This window comes from Crossiella cryophila, from assembly GCF_014204915.1.
Taxonomy (GTDB): domain Bacteria; phylum Actinomycetota; class Actinomycetes; order Mycobacteriales; family Pseudonocardiaceae; genus Crossiella; species Crossiella cryophila.
Window position 1 is genome coordinate 3778500 of the sequence record NZ_JACHMH010000001.1, and the last position, 26501, is coordinate 3805000.

Below are 26501 nucleotides of genomic sequence, written 5' to 3' on the forward strand. Positions count from 1 at the left end.
TCTCAGGATTCGCTGTGCACGGCGCGGTCGAGCAGGTCGAGGAAGGACCGGTTCAGCGCCGCGGTGTCCTTGGGGCGCAACGGCCTGCGGGACTGGAGCAGCGCGTGCACGTACAGCGACTCGATGGCCAGCCTGGCCAGGTCCTCCCCGACCGTGCCGATCCGCCGCACCAGCGGGTTGCGGCAGTTGAGCACCAGCCGATGGGTGGCGCCGGAGGTCGTGCCGGACAACTGGCCCAGCAGGTCGGCCCAGAGCGGATCGGCCTCGGCGCGCAGCTGCTCGGTCTCGGCCTCCCGGCTCAGCTCCGGGTCGGTGATCAGCAGCGCGGGCAGCGAGATCGGGTCGAAATCGCACAGCACCGGCTCGCAGTCGTGCCGGGCGAGCACCGCGTCCGCCCGGTCCACCGCGGCCAGCAGCTCCTGCTCCACCTCGGGATCGGGCGCGCCCAGGCTGGCCAGCAGCTCACTGGGCAGCACCCGGCGGGCGGCCACCCGGCCGTCGGTCTCCACCAGCCTGCGCATCAGGTCGGTGTCGTAGGCGTAACCCGCGTTGACCAGGCCCAGCCCCTGCGCCTCGGCGACCGCGGCGAGCTGGCGGAACTCGTCCACGTCCGGGGTGAACAGCACGGTGCCGTACTTGCGGCGGAACTGGCGCAGGCTGACCACGCCCTCGGTGGTCTCGAACGGCAGCCACCGTTCCACCAGCCGGAACAGGTCGTCGTCGGTGAGCGCCATGGCCTTGATGCCCAGCTGGTGCGCGGACAGCAGCGCGCCCGCCCTGGCCGGTTCGGTGGCACCCAGGCGGATCACCCAGTCCCGCAGCTGCTTGCCCAGCGCCTCGCGCACCGCCAGCAGCGTCTCGTCCTCGTACAGCGCCTCGCGGCTGGCGGTGGGCCGCAGCGCGGTGGTGTTGACCACGCAGCGCACGAAGTAGGCCCACTCCGGCAGCAGCCCCTCCACCCCGTCGCCGACCAGCATCCGGCGCAGGTACACCCGATGGGCTTGGCGCACCCCCGGATGGGTGCCCGCGGGCAGCACGAAGGCCGCGCCGGTGAGCCCGGCGGCCGGCACATCGAGTGGCAGTACGTCGAATGGGGTGAAGCCCAGGGTTTGTCCGCAGTAGTCGAGCAGCCGCTCCCGGTGCTCGGTCGCGGTCTCGCCCGGCATCGGCGTCCAGGGCAGCGCCGGGCGGCTGATCCGGCCGTCGCCGGGCGCCCCGGCCACGGTCACCGGCACCGGCAGCAGCTCGCCGAACTCCCTGGCCAGCGCCCGGACCAGGTCCCCGTCCAGCCAGTGCGCGGCGTCCGGGCCCGGCTCCAGCTCCAGCACGGTGCCGATGCCGATGGTCGGCTCGGCCACCGTCTCCACCCGGTAGTCGCCGCTGGCCTCGGCCGTCCACACCACCTGCGCGCCGCCGCGGGCGGACCGGGAGATCACCCGGATCCGCCTGGCCACCATGAAACAGGACAAAAGGCCCACGCCGAACTGGCCGAGCAGCCCGGTGCGGACGAAACCCAGCTCATCGCGCTTGGAGGTGCGCCCGAGGGTGGCCAGCAGGCTGTGCACCTCCTGCTCGGTCAGCCCGATGCCGTTGTCGGTGATCCGGAGCACGCCGCCGTCGACCGCGGGCTCCAGGTGTACCGAAGGGGTGAAGTCATGGCCGAGCGCCGCGCGGGCGGTGATCGCATCCACCGCGTTCTGCAACAGTTCCCGCAGGTAGACGCGGGGGCTGCGGTAGAGGTGGTGGCTCAGCAGGTCGATGACGCCGCGCAGGTCGACACCGAAGGTGTGCGTCAAGTGGGCCCTCATGGGGAGTCGGCAGGAGCGAGGTGGGTCTGGCGCTCGCACTCGAAACAGCGCGTCAAGGCCCTCGGATGTTACGCGTTGCGCGATATGCGTGCGCCCCGGATCCGGCCATCGCCTACGATCGCCCTGCTAACCGTACGGACTCTAGGAGCTGTTCTTCACCCATGTCCGCAGCCAACGACCCCTATGACCCGAAGGGGGTCGCCGCCCTCGCGCCGGAGACCCTCGCCGCTGCCGTCGTGCAGGCCGAGAAGGCTTTCGCCGAGGCCGGCGACCTGGAGGCACTGGCGGCGGCGAAGCCTGCGCACCTCGGTGAGCGCTCCCCGTTGCTGACCGCGCGCCGTGAGATCGGCGCCCTGCCCCCCGCCGCCAAGGCCGAGGCAGGCAAGCGGGTCAACGAGGCCCGCGTCACCATCCAGACCGCCTTCGACGAGCGCCGCGAGCAGCTCCTGCGCGAGCGGGACGAGCGGGTGCTGCGCGAGGAGACCGTCGACGTCACCCTGCCGTGGGACCGGGTCGCGCCCGGCGCCCGGCACCCGATCACCACCCTCGGCGAGTACGTGGCCGACGTGTTCGTGAGCATGGGTTACGAGGTCGCCGAGGGCCCCGAGGTCGAGTCCGAGTGGTTCAACTTCGACGCGCTGAACTTCCTCAAGGACCACCCGGCCCGCACCATGCAGGACACCTTCTACGTCGGGCCTGCCGACTCGGGGCTGGTGCTGCGCACGCACACCTCCCCGGTGCAGCTGCGCACCCTGCTCGACCGCGAGCTGCCGGTGTACGTGGTCAGCCCCGGCCGGGTGTACCGCACCGACGAGCCGGACGCGACCCACCTGGCCGCCTTCCACCAGGTCGAGGGCCTGGTGGTGGACAAGGGCATCACCATGGGCCACCTCAAGGGCACCCTGGACGCCTTCGCCCGCGCCATCATCGGCGAGGAGTCCACGGTCCGGCTGCGGCCCTCCTACTTCCCGTTCGTCGAGCCCGGCGCCGAGGTCGACGTCTGGTTCCCGCAGAAGAAGGGCGGGCCCGGCTGGGTCGAGTGGGGCGGCTGCGGCATGGTCAACCCGAACGTGCTGCGCGCGGCGGGCATCGACCCCGACGTCTACTCGGGCTTCGCCTTCGGCATGGGCCTTGAGCGCACACTCCAGTTCCGCAACGGGATCTCCGACCTGCGGGACATGGCCGACGGCGATGTCCGCTTCACCCTGCCCTTCGGAACGGAGTCCTGAGCCCGTGCGTATCCCGGTGTCCTGGCTGTCCCAGCACCTCGAGCTGCCAGAGGGGACCACGCCGCAGCAGCTCGCCGACGCCTTCGTCCGGGTCGGCCTCGAGGTGGAGGAGGTCCACCCGCTCGCCACCGTGACCGGTCCGCTGGTCATCGGCCGGGTGGCCCAGATCGAGGAACTCACCGAGTTCAAGAAGCCGATCCGCTACTGCAAGGTCGAGATCACCGGCCCCGGTGTGGTCGGCGCGGCCGCGGTCGCCGCGGCCGAGGAAGCCCCCGACGGCGCTGAGGAAGAAGCCGCCGAGCAGGCCGCGGTGGCCGCCGCGCTCACCGAGCCGCCCGGCATCGTCTGCGGCGCCAGCAACTTCCGCGAGGGCGACCTCGTGGTGGTCGCGCTGCCCGGCGCGGTGCTGCCCGGCGACTTCCAGATCGCCGCGCGCAAGACCTACGGCCGGGTCAGCAACGGCATGATCTGCTCGGTCAAGGAACTGGGCATCGGCGAGGACCACGCGGGCATCCTGGTGCTGCCGCCCGGTTCGGCCAGCCCCGGCGACGACGCGGCCACCGTGCTCGGCCTGCACGACTCGGTGATCGAACTGGCCGTCACCCCCGACCGCGGCTACGCGCTGTCCGTGCGCGGCCTGGCCAGGGAGCTGGCCAACGCCTTCGACGTGCCCTACGGCGACCCGGCGGGCAACGAGCCGCCGGAGGCCGAGGGCGAGGCGTGGCCGGTGCACATCGAGGACCGCGCGGGCTGCCGCCGGTTCGTGGCCCGCCGGGTCACCGGCCTGGACCCGACCGCGCCGACCCCGTGGTGGATGCGCCGCACGCTGATGCTCTGCGGCATCCGCCCGATCTCGCTCGCGGTGGACGTCACCAACTACGTGATGCTGGAGATGGGTCAGCCGCTGCACGCCTTCGACGTGGCCGCGCTGCAGGGCGGCATCACCGTCCGGCGGGCCGCCGAGGGCGAGAAGCTGACCACCCTGGACAGCGTCGAACGGCCGCTGAGCACCGATGACCTGGTGGTCTGCGACACCTCCGGCCCGATCAGCCTGGCCGGCACCATGGGCGGGGAGAGCACCGAGGTCAGGGACAGCACCACCGACGTGCTGATCGAGGCCGCGAACTGGCAGCCCGCCACCATCGCGCGCATGGTGCGCAGGCACAAGCTGCCCAGCGAGGCGTCCAAGCGGTTCGAGCGGTTCGTGGACCCGGCGCTGCCCGCGGTGGCCGCCGAACGCGCCGCGCAGCTGCTGGCCCGCTACGGCGACGCCAAGATCCACCGCGGCCGCACCGACGTGGGCAGCCCCGCGCTGCCCGAGCCGATCACCATGCCGCTGGCGCTGCCGGACCGGGTGGCCGGGGTGCGCTACGCCCGCGGCGTCACCGCGCACCGGCTCACCCAGATCGGCTGCCGGATCGAGATCGGCTCGGCCGACGACGGCACCGCCGTGGTGGTGGCCTACCCGCCGACCTGGCGCACCGACCTCAACCAGCAGGCCGACCTGGTGGAGGAGGTGCTGCGGCTGGAGGGGTACCACACCATCCCCACCACGCTGCCGCCCGTCACCTCCGGTCGCGGCCTGAGCCCGGCCCAGCGCCGCCGCCGCACGGTCTCCCGCGCGCTGGCCGCCGCCGGGTTCGTGGAGATCATCCCGAGCCCGTTCACCGGGCCCGGCATGTGGGACGCGCTCGGCCTGGCCGAGGACGACGTCCGGCGCAACACGGTCAAGCTGCTCAACCCGCTCGAGGCGGACAAGCCGGAGCTGGCCAGCACGCTGCTGGCCGGACTGCTGGACGCGGTGCAGCGCAACATCTCCCGCGGCTTCCGGGACCTCGCCGTGTACGGCATCGGCCAGGTCGTGCTCCAGCGCGCCGAACAGCCCGCGATGCCCGAGGTCGGCGTCGCCGGGCGGCCCAGCGATGAGGAGCTGGCGGCGCTGAACGCGGCCATCCCGCACCAGCCGGTGCACGTGGCCGCGGTGCTCACCGGGTCCCGTGAACGCGGTGGCTGGTGGGGCAAGGGCCGCGAGGCGGACTGGGCGGACGCGGTGGGCGCGGTCCGCGAGATCGGCCGCGCCGCCGGGGTCGAGCTGGAGGTCGTGGCAGGCACCCAGCCGCCGTGGCACCCGGGTCGCTGCGCCGAGTTCCGGGTGGGCGGCATCCCCGTCGGCCACGCGGGCGAACTGCACCCCAAGGTCGTGGAGGCGCTCGGCCTGCCCAAGCGGGCCTGCGCGCTGGAACTCGACCTGGACGCGCTGCCGCTGCTGACCGCCCGGCCCGCGCCGGTGGTCTCCCCGTACCCGCCGGTGCTGCTGGACCTGGCCCTGGTGGTGGACGAGACGGTGCCCGCGGCCAAGGTCACCGAGGCCGTCCGGGACGGCGGCGGCGAACTGCTGGAGGACGTGCGGCTGTTCGACGTGTACGCGGGCGAGCAGGTCGGGGCGGGCAAGCGGTCGCTGGCCTTCGCACTGCGGCTGCGTGCCGCGGACCGCACGCTCACCGTCGAGGAGGCCACCGCGGCCCGGGACGCGGCGGTCGCCACCGCCACCGAACGGGTCGGCGCGAGCCTGCGCGCCTGACGTTCTGGGGGTGCGGCCCGCACGGCTGTCCGAAGTGGACTAGCTTTTGGCCCGTGCGCAGCGTCATAGGCCTGATCGTGGTGGGGCTGCTGGTCTCCGGGTGCACCGGGACCAGCGCCCCGCCCACGCCAACCAAACCCACCTCCACCGCGCAGTCCGGTCCGGTCGAGATGGACCAGAGCACCCGGCAGCGGCTGGCGGAGAACTCGGTGTACCGCACCTGGGACACCTGTGCCCTGCACGATCCCGAGGCGATCAAGAAGGTCTTCGGCGGCGAGTTCGAGCTGCTGGAGCCGGAGACCCTCGACCAGTGCGTGGCCAGGGTGAAACGGCCCGACCTGGGCAACTTCGCGGTGTACACCTACCTCGGCGCCCCGTTCTTCCCGCAGGACGAGCCGAAGACGGAGATCGGCGGGAAGACCTTCCTCAGCGACTCCAAGGACAACACGAGCTGTAGCTGGCACTACCTGACCAGCAAGCAGTCCGCGATCACGCTGCGGATCACCTACAGCGGCGGCGTGGACAGCAAGCAGCCACCCAAGCCCGCCTGCGAGTTCGGCAAGGACTACCTGGCCACCCTCGCCCCGATCTGGTCGAACCCGCCGCTGCGCAGCGAGGGCGCCACCGAACCGGCGATCGCGCTGGCGGCCAAGGACCCGTGCGCGACGTATGAGGAGCTGGCCAAGCTGCTCCCGCAGGGCGGCGAGAAGCCACAGTTGATGGTGCCCAGCCCGTACGCGTGTGTGGTCCGGCTGCCGGTGCGGTCCAAGACGGGCAGCGGCGGTTTCGACGTCCGGTTCCTCTTCGCCGACGACCCGGTAGCCGCGGCCCAGCGCACCCCAGGCCAGTACAAGCCGGTGCAGATCGAGGGCAGGCCCGGCAACGTGCAGCAGAAGAAGGGCGAGTGCACGATCAACGTGCAGGCCGAGGACACCACGATCCCCGGCCTCGCCGAGGAGGTCCCGGTGATCCGGCTGACCGCCCCCGACTGCCAGCAGGCCGAGACCGCGGCCAAGATCGTCACCAAGGCGGCCCTGTCATGAAGAAACTCCTGCCCCTGCTCGCCGCGCTGGTCGCGCTGACCGCGTGCACGCAGTCCATTCCCGGTACGCCGACGGCGGCCGGTCAGAACGCGGCCGAGTCCGGGGTGACGCCGCCCTCGGGGGAGAAGGTCAAGCGGCAGCCGATCCGGCTGGGCCTGCAGAACCCGCCAAAGGACTGGAAGGCGGCCGGCGCTCCGTTCGACCCGTGCACGGTGCTGGGCTGGCCGGATATCCCTGAGGCGCAACGGGATCCGAAGAACCGGCCGCCGAAACTGATGGCGTTGAAGAAGGACGACGCCATCGAGACGGGCTGCATGTTCTACAACGACGAGATGGTCAGCATCGTCATTCCCAGCTCGGGCCAGCCGGTCCCGTCGGCGGCGCCGGTGACGAAGAGCCCGTTCTTCCGGGTGAGCGTGGTGTGGGGGTCGACGATCGACCCGGCCCGGTTCGGCGGGGAGAAGGTGACCATCGGCGGGAAGTCCGCGGCGGTGGTACCGGACAAGATCGGATCCCTCAACGACCCGATCTGCTTGGTCGCGATGAAGTTCGGCAAGGGCGGCGGCGGGGTAGACGTCCGCAACGGCCGCTTCCCAGGCCTGGACCCATGCCCAATAGCAAAGGCCCTCGCAGAAAAACTCGCCACCAAGGTCCCCTAGCCCCCGCCTCCCCTCCCCAGCGTGTTGGCCGTTCTTGTACGGGGTGTTGGCCGTTGTCGTACGGAGTGTTGGCCGTTGGTGTACGGCCGCAGGCCGGGGGTTGGGGGTAGACCCCCACGACGAGGGTTCTCGTGTGTTCTCCGTACGGCCTGGAGCTTGCTGACCGCGCCTCGCCGAGTGGCCCCTGCAACCTGCCGCCGCCCTAGCCTCCCATCGTGACGGGGGCCGCTCGGTGAGGTGTGGTTGGCTTGCGGAAGGCCGTGCGGAGAACACACGAGCCCTCGGAGCCACGCTGGATCCGGCCCCGGCAGCCTGCCCAGCCCCGCAACCTGCTCATCCCGGTTCTTGATCTGTGCACCCCCCTCCGGTGGTCTGCCCGGCCGGCGAGGCCATCCTTTGTCTTTTGATCTTGATCTAAAACCAAAGTCAAGATCAAGATCGTCCTCGCCGGACGGGCAGAAATCAAAGGATGGGGGGGAAAGTCAAAGACAAGGGCAAAGATGAAGAGCAGTGCTCGTACGGTTCCCCCATCCCCGTCAGCCTTCCGATACCAAACCACATCCCGGCAAGCGACCGCCGTTGCTGTTGGGTGGCTAGGGCGGCGGCAGGTTGAGCGGCCGCTTGCCGGGATGTGGTGTGTCCTCTCCAGGCTGACGGGGATGGGGGAACCGCTCGGGGAGTGTTGAAAAGCCACCCCCTCCGCCTGTTCGGGCTCCGCCCGCTCGCGGCGCGTGGGAACCGCCTAGCCGCAGTGTTCCCGGGCTTCGCCCGCCTGCCCCCAACGCTCCCCGCTCCGGGCTTCGCCCGCCCACAACGGCCAACATGCCGTACGACAACGGCCAACACTGGGTACGACAACGGCCAACACGCGGGATGGGGTTTCAGGCTCTCGGTGTGTTGGCCGTTCTGGGACGGGGTGTTGGCCGTTGTTGTACGTCGGGGTGGGTGAACCGGGGTGCTCGGTGGCACGTGTTATCCGTGACGGCGAAGGGAGTTTTCGTGCGGCATGGTGTGGATACCGGGTTGCTCCGGCAGGGGGCGCACAGTCCGTCTTACTTCGCGTTGCAGCGGGGGATGGGTGGGCGGGAGCTGGTGGACTTCTGTATCCCCTGTAACCCGTACTTCCCGACGCCTCGCATGTTCGACGAGCTGGCGGAGAACCTGGAGCGGATTCTCAAGTTCTATCCCAGTGACGCGGCCACCATCACCGGGCAGCTCTGCAAGGTGCTGGGGCTCAATCCGGCGACGGTGGCGATGGCCAACGGGTCGACCGAGCTGATCACCTGGATCGATCGGTTGTTGATCCGGGAGAGCATCGCGGTGCCGATCCCGACCTTCGGGCGGTGGACCGACCAGCCCCTGGAGACGGGGAAGCGGGTGGACATGTTCCTGTTGCACGAGGCGGACAAGTTCGCCCTGGACGTGGACGCCTACCTGCGGTTCATCGCCGCCCGCGGCTCTCGGGTCGCGGTGCTGTGCAACCCCAACAACCCCGACGGTGGTTACCTGCCGCGCCGGGAGGTGATCCGGTTCCTGGACGAGCTGGCGCACTTGGACCTGGTCATCGTGGATGAGTCCTTCATCGACTTCGTCGAGGTGGAGAAGGACGCCTCGGTGGCCATGGAGGCGATGATCCGGCCCAACGTGGTGGTGCTGAAGAGCCTGGGCAAGAACTTCGGGTTGCATGGGATCCGGTTCGGGTACCTCATCGCCAATCCGGCGCTGGTCCGGCGGATCGGTGGGGCGCTGCCGATGTGGAACCTCAACTCGCTGGCCGAGGCCGTCATCTTCATGCTCGCCGAGCACCAGGAGGAGTACCGGGACAGCCTGCGGTTGCTCGCGCGGGACCGGTTCCTGATGACCGCCTCGCTCGGGCGGTTCCCGGAGCTGACGATCTTCTCTTCGCAGGCCAACTTCCTGCTGGTCAAGCTGCCCAGTGGGGTGCATGGCGCGGAACTGCGCGACTACCTGCTGACCAAGCACGGGGTCTTCGTCAGGGAGTGTGGCAACAAGCTCGGCATGACCAGCGACTTCCTCCGCCTGGTGGTCCGGCCGGAGTCCGATGTGGACAGACTGGTGGAGGGGTTGCGGGGGTTCGCCCGCGCCCGCACCGGGGAACTGCCGTCCGAACCGCGGATCCCGGCCCCGGCGCCGTCGCGGGCCGAACCGCGTACCCGGCCCACCGGCGAAGTGGTGGTGGACCTGGACGCGCCGACGATCGCCGGTCCGCGGCCACCCAGGGGCCGCTCGCGCTCCGCCTAGCCTTCTCCGGGCTACAGCGCGCTGCCCTCATAGCGTTTGGCGATCCGCGGAAAGTGGGTCCGGAGCTGTTCGAGGCCGCCGGTCACCCGGATCCCGGCCGGGGTCTCGAACAGCTCCGGCGATTCCAGGGTGGTGGCCAGGCCCGCGGCGCCGCGTTCGGTCAGCAGGTCGGCGGCCAGGGTGCTCAGGGCGCCCGCGTCGTCCAGGTCCTCCTGGTCGTCGGGGCACAGGGCGGCCAGTTCGTCGGGGTCGGCGATCACCCGGTCGAAGTGGGTGCGGCCCTGCAGGATCAGCCAGTTGCGGGCCGCGGTGAACTCCTGATCGGACAGTCCGCCCCTGACCAGGTCGAAGGCCGCCCACAGGTCCCAGCGGTAGGCCAGCCGGTGCGCGCGCACCAGCTCGCGGTGGAACCCGGTCAGCCCGTCGGCGCGCAGGTCGGACAGCCGCCCGCGCAGCCCGGCCAGCCGAGCCTCCACCGTGGCCGCGGGGACCGCGACCACCGTCCAGAACTCCAGCACGTGCCCGCCTTTCCGCACCCGCCTCCCATCGCACGGTACGTCCGGGCACGTCCTACCCGCAGCAATCGCAACACAACTGGCAGGCTCCGGCCACAAAAATGCGCACCGGATCGCAAATTTGCGCTACCAGCACAGTCTTTGCGTGCTGAGCCGGGCCAGCTGCTGCGCGGCGGACAGCTTGTTCGGCAGCGCGGCGATCAGTCCGGGCAGGATCTCCCGGCATCGGGCCACGTCATCGGGCCCGTGCGCGCCGTCGCCGAGCGCGCGCCTGGCCACCGAGGCCACCCAGTCCACCTCCACGCCCAGGTCCCCGGCCGCGTCCACCGCGGTCAGCGGCTCCGGGAAATCGCCGTGGTTGCGCCGGTAACCGTCGATGACCGCCCGCGCGGTGGCCTCCACCATCCCTTGTGGCCGGTTCCACCCGGCCAGCGACAGCGCGCAGCCCGCCAGTTCCTCCCTGGGCACCCTGGCGCAGGCCAGATCCCAGTCGACCAGCACCGGACCGTCCGCGGCGAGCAGGATGTTCTTCGCCCGCAGGTCGGCGTGCCCGATCACCTCGGCCAGCCCGCGCGGGGCCTCCACCGTGACCAGGCGGTAGATCTCCTTGACCGTGGCGGACAACCCGGCCAGGTCCTCGGTCCACGGCGCGTGCGCGACCTTGGCCTGTTCCACCAGTAGCGGCCACAGTTCTGCCTGTTCGCCGGAACCGGACGGGAACGCCCAGCGCGGCTCCGGCGCCATGGTCAGCCGGTGCAGTTCGGCCATGGTCTCCCCGGCCCAGTGACCCACCTCCGGCCGCACCGGCTGGGAGGTCGGCTCGGCCACCACCCAGCGGTGCACACGCACCGTCGCCGCAGGTCCGCCGGTCACCGGCACCTCGGTCACCACATCGCCGCCGGGGGCGATCACCGGCTCCGGCATCCGCACGCCCGCCGCCCAGGCGGCCCGCTCGAACCGCCAGGCGGCCCGCAGCCAGGGCAGCCACTCCGGCGCGTCGAGGCGGTTCATCTCCTTGACGGCATAGGACCCCAGTTCGGTGTCCAGCCGCCACATCCGATGGCTGTGACCACCGGGAACGGGTGTCAACGGCCCCAGTGGACGACCGAGGTCGAACACGGCAGCGACTGCACCAGCCTCCAACCCGTTCACGGGATCCTCCTTCGACGTGCCTGAATCGAACTAGCATGACCTTGCGAGGGTGTGCATAATTATTCGTATGACGGTTCGGGTAGCGGTCGCCGGTGCCAGCGGCTACGCGGGGGGAGAAATCCTCCGTCTGTTGCTCGCACATCCCCAGGTCGAGATCGGCGCACTGACTGCCAGCAGTAGTGCGGGTACCCGTTTGGGAGCTCATCACCCCCATCTCGTGCCCCTTGCCGATCGGGTTCTGCTGGACACCACGCTAGAACAGCTTCGGGGCCATGACGTGGTGTTTTTGGCTCTACCGCACGGTCATTCGGCGGAGGTGGCCAACGGAGTCGACGAACGGCAGACCGTCGTCATCGACTGCGGAGCTGACTTTCGTCTCACGGATCCGACCGCTTGGCGACGGTGGTACGGCACCGAGTTTGCCGGGACCTGGCCTTATGGCCTGCCGGAACTGCCCGGTCACCGGGAGCGACTGCAAGGCGCCACCCGGATCGCCGTCCCCGGTTGTTATCCGACCGCCGCGTCCGTCGCACTCGCGCCGGCCTTTGTGGACGGACTGGTCAAGCCGGATGTCGTGGTGGTAGCCGCTTCCGGCACCTCCGGCGCGGGCAAGGCGCCCAAGGCACACCTGCTCGGCTCCGAGGTGATGGGCTCGGCCAGCGCCTACGGCGTCGGCGGCGCGCACCGGCACACCCCCGAGATCAGCCAGAACCTCTCCGCCATCGCGGGGGAGACGGTCGCGGTCTCCTTCACCCCGGTGCTGGTGCCGATGGCCCGCGGCATCCTGGCCACCTGCACCGCCCCGCTGGCCGAGGGCGTCACCGCCGAACAGGTCAGGGAGACCTACGTCAAGGCATACGACGCCGAACCCTTCATCCACCTGCTGCCCGAGGGCCAGTGGCCGGTCACCGCGGCCACCCTCGGCGCGAACGCGGTGCACCTGCAGGTCACCGTGGACGCCGACGCCGGGCGGCTGGTCGTGGTCGCCGCGGTGGACAACCTCACCAAGGGCACCGCGGGCGCCGCGGTGCAGTGCATGAACCTCGCTCTGGGCCTGCCGGAGACCACCGGCCTGTCAACCGTGGGAGTAGCACCGTGACCTCTTCTGAGGATCTTGTCCCGGATATCTCCGCGGGCGTGACCACGCCCGCAGGATTCCGAGCCGCAGGGCTCGCCGTCGGCGTCAAGGCCAGCGGCAACCCGGACCTGACCCTGGTGGTGAACGACGGACCGGCCGAGGTGGCCGCCGGCGTGTTCACCACCAACCAGGTCAAGGCAGCGCCCGTGCTCTGGTCGCAGGAGGTGCTCAAGCAGCGCCGACTGCGCGCGGTCGTGTTGAACTCCGGTGGCGCGAACGCGTGTACCGGCCCCGAGGGCTTCCAGGACAGCCACGCCACCGCGGAGAAGGTCGCCGCGGTACTCGGCGTCGGCGCGGTCGAGATCGGCGTCTGCTCCACCGGCCTGATCGGTGAGCGACTGCCCATGGACAAGATCATCCCTGGCGTGGACGCGGTGCACGCCGCGCTCGCCCGCGGCGCCGAGGCCAGCCTGGCCGCCGCGACCGGGGTGATGACCACCGACTCCAAGCCCAAGCAGGCCGCGCTGACCCACGCCGACGGCTGGAGCGTTGGCGGCTTCGCCAAGGGCGCGGGCATGTGCGCGCCCAACATGGCCACCATGCTCTCGGTGATGACCACCGACGCGGTGGTGGACGCGGACTCGCTGGACAAGGCACTGCGCGCGGCCGTGGACGTCACCTTCAACAGCCTCGACGTCGACGGCGGCACCTCCACCAACGACACCCTGCTGCTGCTCTCCTCCGGCGCCTCCGGCCTCAGCCCGGACCCGGCCGAGTTCGTCGCCGTGCTCACCGCGGTGGCCCGCAGCCTGACCCGCCAGCTCCAGCGCGACGCCGAGGGCGCGACCAAGTACGTCGAGGTCACCGTGGTCGGCGCGATCGACGACGAGCAGGCCAAGCAGACCGCGCGGGTGGTCGCCGAGGACAACCTGGTCAAGACCGCGCTGTTCGGCTCCGACCCCAACTGGGGCCGGATCGCGATGGCCGTGGGCCGCAGCGGGATCACCATGGACCAGTCCAGGATGGACATCGCCGTCAACGGCGTCACGGTGTGCCGCAACGGGATGCGTGGCGACGACCGCTCTCTCGCGGACCTGTCCGGCACCGACATCGACGTGCACATCAGCCTCGGCATGGGCGCGGGCCGGTCCACCGTCTACACCACGGACCTCTCGCACGACTACGTCGAAGAGAACTCGGCGTACTCCTCATGACCACCATCCCCACCGCGGTCGCCCAGGACCGCAGCGCGGCCGCCGCGGAGAAGGCCGAAGTACTGGTCGAGGCACTGCCCTGGCTGCAGCGCTTCCACGGCGCGCTGGTCGTGATCAAGTACGGCGGCAACGCCATGATCGACGAAGAGCTGAAGAAGGCATTCGCCGAGGACATGGTGTTCCTGCGGCTGTGCGGCCTGCGCCCGGTCGTGGTGCACGGCGGCGGCCCGCAGATCTCGGCCATGCTCAACCGGCTCGGCATCGAGGGCGAGTTCCGCGGTGGCCTGCGGGTCACCAGCCCGGAGACCATGGACGTGGTGCGCATGGTGCTCACCGGCCAGGTCAGCCGCGAGCTGGTCGGGCTGATCAACGCGCACGGCCCGTACGCGGTCGGCATCTCCGGCGAGGACGCCCAGCTGTTCACCGCCGAACGCCGCGGCACCGTCATCGACGGCGAGCACGTGGACCTCGGCCTGGTCGGCGACGTGGTCTCGGTCAACCCGGACGCGGTGCTCGACATCGTGGCCGCCGGCCGGATCCCGGTGGTCTCCACCGTGGCCCCGGACGCCGACGGCGTCACGCACAACGTCAACGCCGACACCGCGGCCGCCGCGCTCGCGGTCGCGCTGGAGGCGGCCAAACTGGTCGTGCTCACCGACGTCGAGGGCCTCTACGCCCGCTGGCCGGACCGCTCCTCGCTGATCGCCCAGATCGGCGCGAACCAGCTGGAGGGCATGCTGCCCGAGCTGGCCAGCGGCATGGTGCCCAAGATGGAGGCCTGCCTGCGCGCGGTGCGCGGCGGTGTCCCGGCGGCACACGTCATCGACGGCAGACTGGCCCATTCCGTGCTGCTGGAGGTCTTCACCTCATCCGGCATCGGCACCATGGTCATCCCGGGGGACGAAAAGGCATGAGCCACAACGTGATCAACCATCTCGCGTCCAACGCGGACGGTCAGCAGCGCTGGCAGTCCAGCTTCATGGACAACTACGGCACCCCGGCGCTGGCCCTGGTCCGCGGCGAGGGCACGCACGTGTGGGACGCCGACGGCAAGCGCTACCTGGACCTGCTCAGCGGTATCGCGGTCAACGCGCTCGGCCACGCCCACCCGGCCATCGTCGAGGCGGTCAGCAGCCAGATCGCCACCCTGGGCCACGTCTCCAACTTCTACATGGCCGAACCCACCCTGGAACTGGCCGAACTGCTGCTCAACCTGACCGGCATCGCCGAGCAGGGCCGGGTGCTGTTCTGCAACTCCGGGGCCGAGGCCAACGAGGCCGCGTTCAAGATCAGCCGGTTGACCGGGCGCACCAAGGTGGTCTCCACCGAGGGCGGCTTCCACGGCCGCACCATGGGCGCGCTCGCCCTCACCGGCCAGCCGGCCAAGCGGGAGCCGTTCGCGCCCATGCCGCCCGGGGTGGAATACGTGCCCTACGGCGACATCGAGGCACTCAAGTCCATTGTGGACGACCAGACCGCCGCGGTGTTCCTGGAGCCCATCCAGGGCGAGCAGGGCGTGCTGGTGCCGCCGGAGGGCTACCTGCAGGCCGCCCGCGAGATCACCAGCAGGCACGGCGCGCTGCTGGTGCTGGACGAGGTGCAGACCGGCCTCGGCCGAACCGGCACCTGGTTCGCCTTCCAGCAGGTCGGCATCACCCCGGACGTGGTCACCCTGGCCAAGGGCCTTGGCGGTGGCCTGCCGCTGGGCGCCTGCCTGGCCTTCGGCGCGGCCGCGGACCTGCTCAAACCCGGCCTGCACGGCACCACCTTCGGCGGCAACCCGGTCTGCTGCGCGGCCGGACTGGCCGTGCTGCGCACCATCGCCGCCGACGGCCTGGTCGAACACGCCGCCGCACTGGGCAAGGAACTGGCCACCGGCATCGAGGACCTGCACCACCCGCTCGTCGCCGGGGTCCGCGGCGCCGGTCTGCTGCAGGCGATCCTGCTCAAGGCGCCGGTCTCCGCCGCGGTGGCCGCCGCGGCCCGCACGGCCGGGTTCCTGATCAACAACGTCCAGCCGGACGCGATCCGGCTGGCCCCGCCGCTGATCCTCACCGAGACCGACGCGCACGAGTTCGTCACCGCCCTGCCCGCCCTGCTGGACGCCGCCGCGGAGGAGACCCGATGACCCTGCGCCACTTCCTGCGTGATGACGACCTGAACCCGGAGGAGCAGGAACAGCTGCTCGACCTGGCCGATGTGCTCAAGGCCGATCCGCTGGCCAACAAGGCGATGGCCGGACCGAAGACCGCCGCGGTGATCTTCGAGAAGAACTCCACCCGCACCAGGCTCTCCTTCGAGGTGGGCATCGCCCAGCTCGGTGGGCACGCCGTGGTGGTGGACGGCCGCACCATGCAGCTGGGCCGCGAGGAGACCATCGAGGACACCTCCAGGGTGCTCTCCCGCTACGTCGACGTGGTGGTGTGGCGGACCTTCGCGCACGCCCGGATCGAGGCGATGGCCTCCTCGGCCAGCGTGCCGGTGATCAACGCGCTGACCGATGAGTTCCACCCCTGCCAGGTGCTGGCCGACCTGCAGACCATCCGCGAGCGCTTCGGCAGGCTGGCCGGGCTGACCCTGACCTACCTTGGCGACGGCGCGAACAACATGGCGCACTCGCTCATGGTCGGCGGCGCCACCGCGGGCATGCACGTGCGGATCGCCTCGCCCAACCGGTTCCACCCGCTGCCCTGGATCCTGGACTCGGCCAAGCAGCGCGCCGCCGAGACCGGCGGCTCGGTGGAACTGATCTCCGAGGTCGACGCCGCGGTGGCCGGGGCAGAGGTGCTGGTCACCGACACCTGGACCTCGATGGGCCAGGAGAACGACGGCAAGGACCGGGTCGGCCCGTTCCGGCCGTACCAGGTCAACGACTCGCTGCTGGCCCGCACCGGCGTGGACAGCATCGTGCTGCACTGCCTGCCGGCGCACCGCGGCTGGGAGGTCACCGACGAGGTCATCGACGGCCCGGCCAGCGCGGTGTGGGACGAGGCGGAGAACCGCCTGCACGCGCAGAAGGCGCTGCTCGTGTGGCTGCTGGAGCAGGCGGGCTGAGCAGATGACGCAGAGCACCGCGGCCACCAGGGTCGCCCGCCAGGCCAGGATCGCCGAACTGGTCCGCCAGCGCGCCATCCGCAGCCAGACCGAACTCGTCAAGCTCCTCGCGGTCGAGGGCATCGAGGCCACCCAGGCCACGCTGTCCCGCGACCTGGACGAGCTGGGCGCGGTCAAGCTGCGCGGCGCCGACGGCGGGGCGCCGGTGTATGTGATCCCGGAGGACGGCAGCCCCGTGCGCGCCGTCGAGGGCGGGACCTCCCGGCTGGTCAAGGTGCTCGGCGAACTGCTGGTCTCCACCGACGCCTCCGGCAACCTCGCCGTACTGCGAACCCCGCCCGGTGCCGCGCAGTTCCTCGCCAGCGCGGTCGACCGGGCAGCCCTGAACGACGTCGTCGGCACCATCGCCGGGGACGACACGCTGCTGGTGGTGGCAAGGGAGCCGCTCACCGGTGCACAACTCGCCGCCCGGTTCACCGAGCTGGCCGGCGGCACACCTCAACCCACTGACGTCCCGACTGCCGCGCCGCAGAACTCGGGTGAGCAACAAGGAGAAAGTTCATGAGCGAGCGGGTTGTGTTGGCCTACTCCGGCGGGCTGGACACCTCGGTGGCCATCGGCTGGATCGCCGAGGAGACCGGTGCCGAGGTCGTGGCGGTCGCCGTCGACGTCGGCCAGGGCGGCGAGGACCTGGAGACCATCCGCAAGCGGGCCATCGCCTGCGGCGCGGTCGAAGCGGTCGTCGCCGACGCGCGTGATGAGTACGCGCAGCAGTACTGCCTGCCCGCGCTGCAGGCCAACGCGCTCTACCAGGACCGCTACCCGCTGGTGTCCGCGCTGTCCCGGCCGCTGATCGTCAAGCACCTGGTCGAGGCGGCCAAGTACCACGGCGCCACCACGGTCTCGCACGGCTGCACCGGCAAGGGCAACGACCAGGTGCGCTTCGAGGTCGGCATCGGCGCGCTGTCGCCGGACCTCAAGGTGATCGCCCCGGTCCGCGACTACGCCTGGACCCGGGAGAAGGCCATCGCCTGGGCCGAGGACCGCAACCTGCCGATCGACGTCAACAAGCGCTCGCCGTACTCGGTGGACCAGAACGTCTGGGGCCGCGCGGTGGAGACCGGCTTCCTCGAGGACATCTGGAACGGCCCGATCGAGGACGTCTACTCCTACACCGAGGACCCGACCGTCGCGCGGGACCCGGAAGAGCTGGTCATCACCTTCGACAAGGGTGTCCCGGTGGCCATCGACGGCGAGACCGTCACCGTGCTGCAGGCCATCCAGGAGCTGAACCGCCGGGCGGGCGCGCACGGCGTCGGCCGGATCGACATGGTGGAGAACCGCCTGGTCGGCATCAAGAGCCGCGAGGTCTACGAGGCCCCCGGCGCGATCGCGCTGATCACCGCGCACCAGGAGCTGGAGAACGTCACCCTGGAGCGCGACCTGGGCCGGTTCAAGCGCCAGGTCGAGCAGCGCTGGACCGAACTGGTCTACGACGGCCTGTGGTTCTCCCCGCTCAAGGACGCCCTGGACAACTTCGTCGCGGGCACCCAGGAGCACGTGACCGGTGACGTCCGGGTCGTGCTGCACGGCGGTCGCGCGGTGGTCACCGGCCGGCGCAGCGAGCAGTCGCTCTACGACTTCAACCTGGCCACCTACGACGAGGGCGACAGCTTCGACCAGTCCCTGGCCAAGGGCTTCATCCAGCTGTGGGGCCTGCCCAGCAAGATCGCCGCCAAGCGGGACCTGAAGAACCAGTGGACCGGCGCATGAGTGAGCAGAACGGGGCCACCCCGCTCTGGGGTGGCCGGTTCGCCTCCGGCCCCGCGGAGGCAATGGCGGCGCTGAGCGTCTCCACGCATTTCGACTGGCAGCTGGCCCGCTACGACATCGCCGGTTCCCGGGCACACGCCAGGGTGCTGCACCGCGCTGGCCTGCTGAGCGACACCGAACTCCCGGCCATGCTGGCCGCGCTGGACACGCTGGAGGCCGACGTGGTCTCCGGCGCGTTCAGCCCGGACCCGGGTGACGAGGACGTGCACACCGCACTGGAACGGGGCCTGCTGGACCGCGCCGGTACCGACCTGGGCGGCAAGCTCCGCGCGGGCCGCTCCCGCAACGACCAGATCGCCACCCTGTTCCGGATGTGGCTCCGCGACGCCGCCCGCCGCGTCGCCGCGGGCACCCTGGACGTGGTGGAAGCCCTCGCGGCACAGGCGGCCCAGCACCCGGCCGCGGTCATGCCGGGCCGGACCCACCTGCAGCACGCCCAGCCGGTGCTGCTGGCACACCACCTGCTGGCGCATGGTCAGGCGCTGCTGCGGGATGTCTCGCGGTTGCGGGACTGGGACAAGCGCACCGCGGTGTCCCCGTACGGCTCGGGCGCGCTCGCCGGGTCGTCGCTGGGCCTCGACCCGGCGGCGGTCGCGGCTGACCTGGGCTTCGACGCACCGGTGGAGAACTCGATCGACGGGGTCGCCAGCCGGGACTTCGCGGCGGAGTTCGCCTTCGTGGTGGCGATGCTGGGGGTGAACCTCTCCCGGATCGCGGAGGAGGTCATCATCTGGACCACCGCGGAGTTCGGGTACGCGAAGCTGGATGACGCGTGGGCCACGGGTAGCTCGATCATGCCGCAGAAGAAGAATCCGGATGTCGCGGAGTTGATGCGCGGTAAGTCGGGGCGGCTGATCGGCAATCTTTCCGGATTGCTGGCCACTTTGAAGGCTCAGCCGCTGGCTTACAACCGGGATCTGCAGGAGGACAAAGAGCCGCTGTTCGACTCGGTCACGCAGTTGGAGCTTCTGCTTCCGGCGATGACCGGGATGATGGCCACGCTGGTTTTCGACACGGATCGGCTGGCCGCGCTGGCGCCCGCTGGGTTCACGCTGGCCACGGATATCGCGGAGTGGCTGGTCCGGCAGGGTGTGCCGTTCCGGGTGGCGCACGAGGCCGCGGGTGCTTGCGTGCAGGCGGCGGAGGCTCGGGGCGTTGGGCTGGAGGACCTGTCCGACGCCGAGCTGGCCGGGATCAACGCTGCTCTGACGCCTGCGGTGCGGGAGGTGCTGACTGTGGAGGGGTCGATCGCTTCGCGGGACGCGCATGGTGGGACCGCGCCGGTTCGGGTGGGGGAGCAGCACCAGCGGTTGCTGGGTGTGCTCGCCGAGGCCCGGGACTGGGCGAAGGTCTGAGTTCGCACGGATTCCGAGATGGGCGGGCTTCGGTCCGCCCATCTTTTTCTTTTTCAGCTCCCGCCGCCGGGGTTGCCGTTGATCAGCTCTCGATATGGTTGCGGACTGTATTGAGACATTGCTGGTCGTAACGTAGTGCAGTTGGCCTACGACGCTTGGCGGTAGGACCCGGCGCGGACCAGGAGCGGTTCGGCGCCCAGGGTCAACCCTGAGGGGGTGCCGCTTGCCGATCGAACCAACGGGACCGACCGCCGCGCCGGACCACATCCTCCGGATCGCGGTGGTCCAGCTCGACTACACACCGAACACCGAGACGTTCAACCGCAAGCGGTGGCTGCCCGACGAGCCGTTGCTGGACCCCGCCGCGCCGGATGACACCGGGTTCTCGGTGGTGGAGGGCGCGGTCGACGCCGATCCCGCGGTCCGGCAGCACACCGAGGCGATTCTCAAGCAGGCCAGTCACGAACGGGCCGCCGACCTCGATCGCAAGATCAAGCAGATCCTGGAGTTCTGCGTCCGGCACAAGATCGACATGGTGGTATTCCCCGAGGCGTCGATACCGGCGGCGCTGGTCTCGGTCTTCATCAAGGGGTTCCGGAACCAGCTCGCCGTGTTCGCCGGGATCGGCACCCTGCGCAAGCGGGAGGCCGATGAGCTGCAACGGATGGGCGTCGAGCAGGCGGCCGAGGCCATCGGCTGCAACGCGGCGGTCTACGTGGACCAGGACCAGATCGAACTGGTCACCAAGCGGGCGGCAACCGACGCCGAGATCATGCGGCCCGGTTCCGGACTGGTCAGGGTCGTGCATCGCAAGGGCAGCGTGCACCGTCAGATCGGGCTGGCCATCTGCCGGGACTACGTCAACGCCTCCCGTACCTTCGACGAGCTGAAGCCCGCGCCGTCGCTGGTGCTGGTCACCGCCTTGACCAAACCCACCGAGGACTTCCTCCGCACACCTCGCAACTTCGCCGTGGCCTTCGCCAATCACGCGGGCAAGGGCGGCAGCTGCGTGCTGGCCACCCCGCTCGGCGGGTTCTTCGCCGACCGCGCGCGCCGTGGATCCGAGCCGCTGCCCACCACCGAAGCCATCGTGGTGGTGGACTACGAGGGCTTCGCCAAGGTGCCCAGCAGCACCCAGAAGATGGACAACTGCCAGGTGTTGCGCTCGGGGATCTTCTACGAGGACCCCTCTCCCGGTGACCCGGCCGGCTCGGTCAGCCAGCTGGTCGAGCAGCTGCGGGACATCAACCTGCAGAGCCTCAGCTACGGCGGCTACCAGGAGATGCTTACCGTCGCCGAGGACCGGCTCAAGACCATGGACGGCGCCGCGATCCTGCTCGACGCGACCAGGGAACTGCGCCGCAACTCCACCGGCCTGACCAGCGAACAGGATCTGGCGCTGTTCACCACACACCTGGTGCTCACCGACGTGCGCTCCAACACCGAACTGCGCTACGCCGCGCTGGGCAGGCTGGCCAGGGGGTGGCACCAGCTGATCGACCCCGACCGGGACAACGTGCACCACGGCCTCGGCAGCTACATTGACCGGGCGCAGGTGCTGCGGCAGCAGCTGGAGCCGAAGGTCCGTCCGCAACTGCGAGCGAACTCGACCTCCGGGGAGAAGGAGAAGTCACGCCGGGCCACCTCGCCGGTCAAGAAGAACGAGAACGGCTTCGTGCCCTTCTACTCCGCCCGGCTCGGCCGCTACGACTCGGAGCGGGCCGTACAGAGCCTGCCCCGGCAGCTCGGCGTGCTGCGGACCCTGTCCGGATCGCCGGACAAGACCGCCCGGCTGATCTACCAGGTGTCCACAGCCAGGCAGACCAGCGGTGAGCTGTCGCCGTTCTTCGACCTCATCGGCGTGACCGAGTCAGCGGATCCGGACACGGTCAAGGACCTCAGCGAGGGCATCGGCCAGCAGCTCTCCACCGCGCTGCGGGCCGGCTGGGACCTCAGCGCGGCGCAGAGCACCGACCTGGTCACCCAGCCCAACATCGCCGAGCTGATGCTGACCACCGAACTCCCGCCGCGCGTGCACGAGGACTGGGGCACCCTCATCGACTACTTGCGCACGCTCACCATTCCGGTGACGGTGCAGATGACCTGCCGGCACAGCCCCGGCCAGGCCGACCCGGACCCGCTCTCCGCGGGTGCGGGCCCGCAGGCCCCCGGAGAGCCCTCCGGCTTCTTCTTCCCCCATGATCGCGACGCGGCGGCCTACCTGGAACGGGCCCAGCGCGAGGAGGTCGACGACCAGCCGAACCTGCGGTTGTCGGTGCACGTGGCCTCCGCCGACCCGCTGCCGGACTCGGTGCTGCGCGCCATCGGCCAGTGGCTCTTCCACACCCTGCCCTTCGACATCGTCCGCGGCGAGTCCGCCGCCCAGACCCTGGAGGCCGGCACCGCCCTCACCTCGGGGCCCGCACTCACCCCCGCCCAGATCCTCCGGGTATTCCACCCGCCCTACGGCGAGATGGAAGGACGCGGACTGGACAGCGGCCGGACCCGCAGCCTGCCGCTGGCAGCCGTGACCTTCCCCACCGAGGGGCTGCTGCTCGGCACCGCGCGGGTCACCGGCGCCCGGCAAGACCAGCGCGCCGACGTTCGCTTGGACACCGCCTCCCGGTTGCGGCACACCTACGTGCTCGGACCGACCGGCTCCGGCAAGACGAACCTGCTCAAGAACATGGCGCGGCAGGACATCAGGGAGGGCCGAGGGGTCGCGGTGATCGATCCGCACGGTGACCTCGTGGACTACCTCGCCTGCCACACCGAGGGGCGCGAGGACGTGCTGCTGCTGGACTTCGGCGACCCGGAGCACATCCCGGTGCTCAACCCGCTGGACCTCGACGTGCACTCGCTGGCCGATCGCAACAAGGCCATCGCGGAGTTCATCGAACTCATCACCCGGCAGTCCCACCACGAACACTACGGACCGCGGTTCGAGAACATGGTGCGGCTGGTGCTGGAATCCACCACGAACCAGAAATACCCGGTCCGGCCGCCCTCCGTACTCGATGTCGCCCGTACCCTGCGGGACGCGGACCGGCGGCGCTGGCTGCAGAGCACCATCGACGTGCCGGGCCTGCGGGAACGCTGGCAGAGCTTCAACGCGCAGAACGGCAGCAACTTCGCCGAACTCATCGACTGGGCGCTGTCGAAGTTCAGCGAGTTCGAGCAGGACGGCACCCTGCGCTACGTCATGGCGGGCGGCCGGTCCACGGTCTCGATCAACGACACCGTGCGTAACGGCGGCGTGCTGTTGGTCAAGATCCCGGAATGGGAGATGACCACCTCCGCTGCCTCCCTGCTCGGCGGTTTCATCCAGAGCCGGATCAGGCGGGCGACCTATGACCGGTGGCGCGGCGCGGGTGGCCAGCTCGACCCCTTCTACCTCTACGTCGACGAGTTCCAGCAGTTCTCGCTCACCGGCTTCGAGGACATCGTGGCCGAGGCCCGCAAGTTCGGGCTCGGGCTGGTGCTCGCCCACCAGAACCTGGATCAGCTCGAAGCATTCTCCCGCTACACCGGTTCCTCCTCCGCCCGGCTGCGCAACGCGATCCTGGGCAACGTGGCCAACCGGATCGTCTTCGGTGTGTCCAGCCGGGACTCGGCCGAACTGGCCAAGGACTTCGACGTCGACGCCGACTACCTGCGCGACCCGGGCAGGCACCGGGCCACCGCGCAGATCCTGCTGGACAAGCGGTTCCGCCGGTGCACGTTGTCCTTCGCCAAGGCCGAGTCCAACGGCGGCCTGCCCGACCAGTACCAGGCCATCCGCGAGCGCATGATCGTCGCGGGCGCCTGGCAGACCCGCGACCAGCTGCGCGCCCAGGACGCCGCCAGGGAACGCAAGGTTCGCTTCGAGATCGGGCGCTGGGCCGCGCGGAAGCGCCGCCCGCCGGCTTCCCGGGCCAGCTCCGAAGCCATTGCCGACCCGGACGCGCCACTGCGCCCTGACTCCGTGCCGCCGGACCACGCCGATTCCTTCCGCCAGTTCCTCGAACGGCGAGCCACCCAGAAATCCGGAGAACCCACCGATGTTGATCGCCGGGGCCCCGGCGCGGCCGCCGGCGACGACCCTGGGGGGTGGGATGAAGATTCAGCTTGACCACCGCTTCCTCGCCGACATCGGCCTGGCCGGCCTGCTCGGCGCGGACGAACAGGCGTTCCTGGACTACGCCTACGAGACCCTCGAACACCGGGTCGGGATGGAACTGGCCGGCCGGATGTCGGATGACCAGCTGGCCGAGTTCGAGCGGGTCATCGACGACAACGACGAGGCGGGCGCCACCCAGTGGCTCAACGAGCACGCGCCCGACTACCGGAAGGTCGTCCGCGCGGAGTTCGAGCGGCTCAAGGACGAGTTGCGTGCTCAGGCCGCCGCGCTGCGGGAGACATACCGGCCGGAATCCGGTGCGTCCCCCTAGCATCGCTCCCGATGACCCTCCTCGATCTCGCCGCCGATCCCGTCACGACCGCGCGCCGCCTGCTCGGTTGCACCCTCGCCGCCAACGGCGTCACCGCGCGGATCACCGAGGTCGAGGCCTACTGGGGCGCCGCGGACCCGGCCTCGCACTGCTACCGCGGCAGAACCCCGCGCAACGAGATCATGTTCGGCCCCGCGGGCCGCCTCTACGTCTACTTCGTCTACGGCATGCACTTCTGCGCCAACGTCGTCTGCCTCACCGACGGCGATCCTGGCGCCGTGCTGCTCCGCGCCGCCGAGATCACCGACGGCCTCGACCAGGCCCGCGCCAACCGCCCCACCGCCAAGTCCGACGCCGACCTGGGCCGTGGCCCGGCCAACCTGTGCACCGCCCTGGGCATCACCCGCGGCCACAACGGCGCCGACCTGCTCACCCCCGGCTCCCCGGTCCGCCTGACCGCCGCGCCCGCGGTCGCGGACGACCTGGTCGAGGCCGGCCCCCGGGTCGGGGTCGCGGTGGGGATGGACACCCCGTGGCGGTTCTGGATCAGGGGTGAGCCCTCGGTCAGCGCATACCGGCGGGGTGGGAAGCGGCGCCAGGCCAGTTCCACGCCACGCATACCAGGGTGAACCGATTTGACCTGGTGGGGGATGATGCGGGGGTGAGTGAGCACATCCTCGACGAGTTGTCCTGGCGCGGGTTGATCGCGCAGACCACCGATATCGACGCACTGCGGCGGGACCTGGACGCCGGCCCGCTCACCCTCTATTGCGGATTCGACCCCACCGCGCCCAGCCTGCACGCGGGCAACCTGATCCCGTTGCTGGGGTTGCGGCGGTTCCAGCGGGCCGGGCATCGGCCCATCGTGCTGGCCGGCGGGGCCACCGGGATGATCGGGGATCCGCGGGACAACGGTGAGCGGTCGCTGAACACCGAGGACACCGTGGCCGAGTGGACCGCGCGGATCCGCGGCCAGCTGGAGCGGTTCGTCGACTTCGACGACTCGCCGACCGGGGCGGTGGTGGAGAACAACCTGAGCTGGACGCAGGACATGTCGGCCATCTCGTTCCTGCGGGATGTCGGCAAGCACTTCTCGGTCAACGTCATGCTCGGGCGCGAGACGGTCAAGCGCAGGCTCGAGACCGACGGCATGTCCTACACCGAGTTCAGCTACCTGCTGCTCCAGTCGCACGACTACCTCCAGCTGCACCGCAAGCACGGCTGCGCGCTGCAGATCGGCGGCGCCGACCAGTGGGGCAACATCGTCGGCGGGGTCGGGCTGGTCCGCCAGGTCGACCGGGCCGCGGTGCACGCGCTGACGTTGCCGCTGGTCACCGACTCCGAGGGGCGCAAGTTCGGCAAGTCCACCGGGGGCGGCAACGTCTGGCTCGACCCGGAGCTGACCTCGCCGTACACCTGGTACCAGTACTTCGTGAACGTCGGTGACGCCGACGCGGTCCGCTACCTGCGCATGTTCACCTTCCTCAGCAGGGACGAGGTGGGCGAGATCGAACAGCTCACCGCGGACACCCCGCACCTGCGCACCGCGCAGAAACGGCTGGCCGAGGAGTTCACCACCCTGGTGCACGGGGCCGACCAGACGCGGATGGTGGTCGCGGCCAGTCAGGCCCTGTTCGGACGGGGTGAACTGCGGGAGCTGGATCTGCCGACGCTGACCGCCGCCTTGTCCTCGGCGGGGACGGCGCAGGTGAAGCTGTCCGACTCGCCGACCATCGTCGACCTGCTGGTCGCGGTGGGGCTGTCCAAGAGCAGGGGCGAGGCCCGGCGCACGGTCAACGAGGGCGGTGCCTACGTGAACAACGAGAAGGTCACCGACGAGGAGTGGCAGCCGTCCCTGGACACGCTTCTGCACGGTCGGTGGCTTGTGGTTCGACGTGGCCGCCGTCACACTGCGGGAGTCGACGTCCTGCACTAGCGTGGGATGCGAGGGCTGCGAGGCCGTGACCAGCGGTTTCGCAGCCTTGGCTCGCGTGTTCACGGGCCTGACCAGGCGATTTGACTTCAGATTCGCCCGAGCGTAACTTTCTCTCTGCCAGCGCGGAACGGCCCCAAGAAAGACCGGGGACGGGCGCGGCGAAGAAAGACAGAAAAGCTTCCAGGACAATCAAGCCCCGGAACAAGCTGTCAGCGAATAGCTGGTAGGTTGTGCGGTGTGCGTGTGTTCTTTGAGAACTCAACAGTGTGCCGATGTAAGCCAGTAGAGCTTATATATTTGAAACCTCGTTTGAGGTTCCTTTGAGATCACATTGATAAAGGATTGCGTCTAG

20 protein-coding genes are annotated in these 26501 nt (G+C 70.2%); 17 read left to right on the forward strand and 3 right to left on the reverse strand.

The window, feature by feature from the left end:
* Positions 1–2: 2 nt before the first annotated feature.
* Positions 3–1808, reverse strand: a complete 1806-nt coding sequence (locus HNR67_RS17040) for an HSP90 family protein (RefSeq protein ID WP_185003248.1) — start codon at positions 1806–1808, stop codon at positions 3–5.
* Positions 1809–1969: 161 nt separating this feature from the next.
* On the opposite strand from HNR67_RS17040, the gene pheS reads away from it, so the two are divergent.
* The 5 genes from pheS to HNR67_RS17065 all read left to right on the forward strand — a co-directional run bounded on the left by pheS (position 1970) and on the right by HNR67_RS17065 (position 9582).
* Positions 1970–3037: a phenylalanine--tRNA ligase subunit alpha gene (pheS, locus tag HNR67_RS17045; RefSeq protein WP_185003249.1), complete on the forward strand. Its 1068-nt coding sequence runs from the start codon at positions 1970–1972 to the stop codon at positions 3035–3037.
* Between the two features lie 4 nt (positions 3038–3041).
* Entirely contained in the window at positions 3042–5618 is a 2577-nt protein-coding gene (pheT, locus tag HNR67_RS17050; protein WP_185003250.1) for a phenylalanine--tRNA ligase subunit beta, read from the forward strand.
* A gap of 53 nt (positions 5619–5671) precedes the next feature.
* A complete protein-coding gene (locus tag HNR67_RS17055) occupies positions 5672–6661 on the forward strand; it encodes a hypothetical protein (protein WP_185003251.1) in 990 nt (329 codons plus the stop codon).
* A complete protein-coding gene (locus tag HNR67_RS17060) occupies positions 6658–7320 on the forward strand; it encodes a DUF3558 family protein (protein ID WP_185003252.1) in 663 nt (220 codons plus the stop codon). The genes HNR67_RS17055 and HNR67_RS17060 overlap by 4 nt, the downstream gene beginning before the upstream one ends.
* Positions 7321–8331: 1011 nt before the next feature.
* A complete protein-coding gene (locus HNR67_RS17065) occupies positions 8332–9582 on the forward strand; it encodes a pyridoxal phosphate-dependent aminotransferase (RefSeq protein WP_344965582.1) in 1251 nt (416 codons plus the stop codon).
* An 11-nt stretch (positions 9583–9593) separates the two neighbouring features.
* On the opposite strand, the gene HNR67_RS17070 is transcribed toward HNR67_RS17065, so the two are convergent.
* Both HNR67_RS17070 and HNR67_RS17075 read right to left on the reverse strand, forming a co-directional pair.
* A complete protein-coding gene (locus HNR67_RS17070; RefSeq protein WP_185003254.1) occupies positions 9594–10118 on the reverse strand; it encodes a DUF4240 domain-containing protein in 525 nt (174 codons plus the stop codon).
* Between the two features lie 105 nt (positions 10119–10223).
* On the reverse strand, positions 10224–11249 hold the full coding sequence (locus tag HNR67_RS17075; RefSeq protein WP_312987452.1) for a phosphotransferase: 1026 nt from the start codon (positions 11247–11249) through the stop codon (positions 10224–10226).
* 67 nt (positions 11250–11316) lie between these two features.
* Here HNR67_RS17075 and argC point away from each other — a divergent pair, with 67 nt between their 5' ends.
* From argC to tyrS, 12 genes are all read left to right on the forward strand, one after another.
* A complete protein-coding gene (gene argC, locus HNR67_RS17080) occupies positions 11317–12348 on the forward strand; it encodes an N-acetyl-gamma-glutamyl-phosphate reductase (protein ID WP_185003256.1) in 1032 nt (343 codons plus the stop codon).
* Entirely contained in the window at positions 12345–13541 is a 1197-nt protein-coding gene (gene argJ, locus HNR67_RS17085; RefSeq protein ID WP_312987454.1) for a bifunctional glutamate N-acetyltransferase/amino-acid acetyltransferase ArgJ, read from the forward strand. The genes argC and argJ overlap by 4 nt, the downstream gene beginning before the upstream one ends.
* Positions 13538–14455, forward strand: coding sequence for an acetylglutamate kinase (argB, locus tag HNR67_RS17090; protein WP_185003257.1), 918 nt, complete (start codon positions 13538–13540; stop codon positions 14453–14455). The genes argJ and argB overlap by 4 nt, the downstream gene beginning before the upstream one ends.
* On the forward strand, positions 14452–15669 hold the full coding sequence (locus HNR67_RS17095) for an acetylornithine transaminase (protein WP_185003258.1): 1218 nt from the start codon (positions 14452–14454) through the stop codon (positions 15667–15669). Before argB ends, HNR67_RS17095 begins: the two co-directional genes overlap by 4 nt.
* Complete coding sequence (gene argF, locus HNR67_RS17100; protein WP_185003259.1) at positions 15666–16595, forward strand: ornithine carbamoyltransferase; 930 nt, start codon at positions 15666–15668, stop codon at positions 16593–16595. Before HNR67_RS17095 ends, argF begins: the two co-directional genes overlap by 4 nt.
* 4 nt (positions 16596–16599) lie before the next feature.
* Positions 16600–17160 (forward strand): arginine repressor, encoded by a 561-nt coding sequence (locus tag HNR67_RS17105; protein WP_185003260.1) that lies wholly within the window; start codon positions 16600–16602, stop codon positions 17158–17160.
* The gene (locus HNR67_RS17110) at positions 17157–18368 is read left to right on the forward strand and encodes an argininosuccinate synthase (protein WP_185003261.1); all 1212 of its coding nucleotides are present in this window, start codon (positions 17157–17159) and stop codon (positions 18366–18368) included. The genes HNR67_RS17105 and HNR67_RS17110 overlap by 4 nt, the downstream gene beginning before the upstream one ends.
* Positions 18365–19783, forward strand: a complete 1419-nt coding sequence (gene argH, locus HNR67_RS17115) for an argininosuccinate lyase (protein ID WP_185003262.1) — start codon at positions 18365–18367, stop codon at positions 19781–19783. Before HNR67_RS17110 ends, argH begins: the two co-directional genes overlap by 4 nt.
* 223 nt (positions 19784–20006) lie before the next feature.
* On the forward strand, positions 20007–23894 hold the full coding sequence (locus tag HNR67_RS17120; RefSeq protein ID WP_185003263.1) for a type IV secretory system conjugative DNA transfer family protein: 3888 nt from the start codon (positions 20007–20009) through the stop codon (positions 23892–23894).
* On the forward strand, positions 23878–24213 hold the full coding sequence (locus HNR67_RS17125) for a DUF5663 domain-containing protein (RefSeq protein ID WP_185003264.1): 336 nt from the start codon (positions 23878–23880) through the stop codon (positions 24211–24213). The genes HNR67_RS17120 and HNR67_RS17125 overlap by 17 nt, the downstream gene beginning before the upstream one ends.
* 11 nt (positions 24214–24224) lie before the next feature.
* Entirely contained in the window at positions 24225–24842 is a 618-nt protein-coding gene (locus tag HNR67_RS17130) for a DNA-3-methyladenine glycosylase (protein WP_185003265.1), read from the forward strand.
* A 32-nt stretch (positions 24843–24874) separates the two neighbouring features.
* Complete coding sequence (gene tyrS / locus HNR67_RS17135) at positions 24875–26149, forward strand: tyrosine--tRNA ligase (protein ID WP_185003266.1); 1275 nt, start codon at positions 24875–24877, stop codon at positions 26147–26149.
* The last annotated feature ends 352 nt before the right edge of the window (positions 26150–26501 follow it).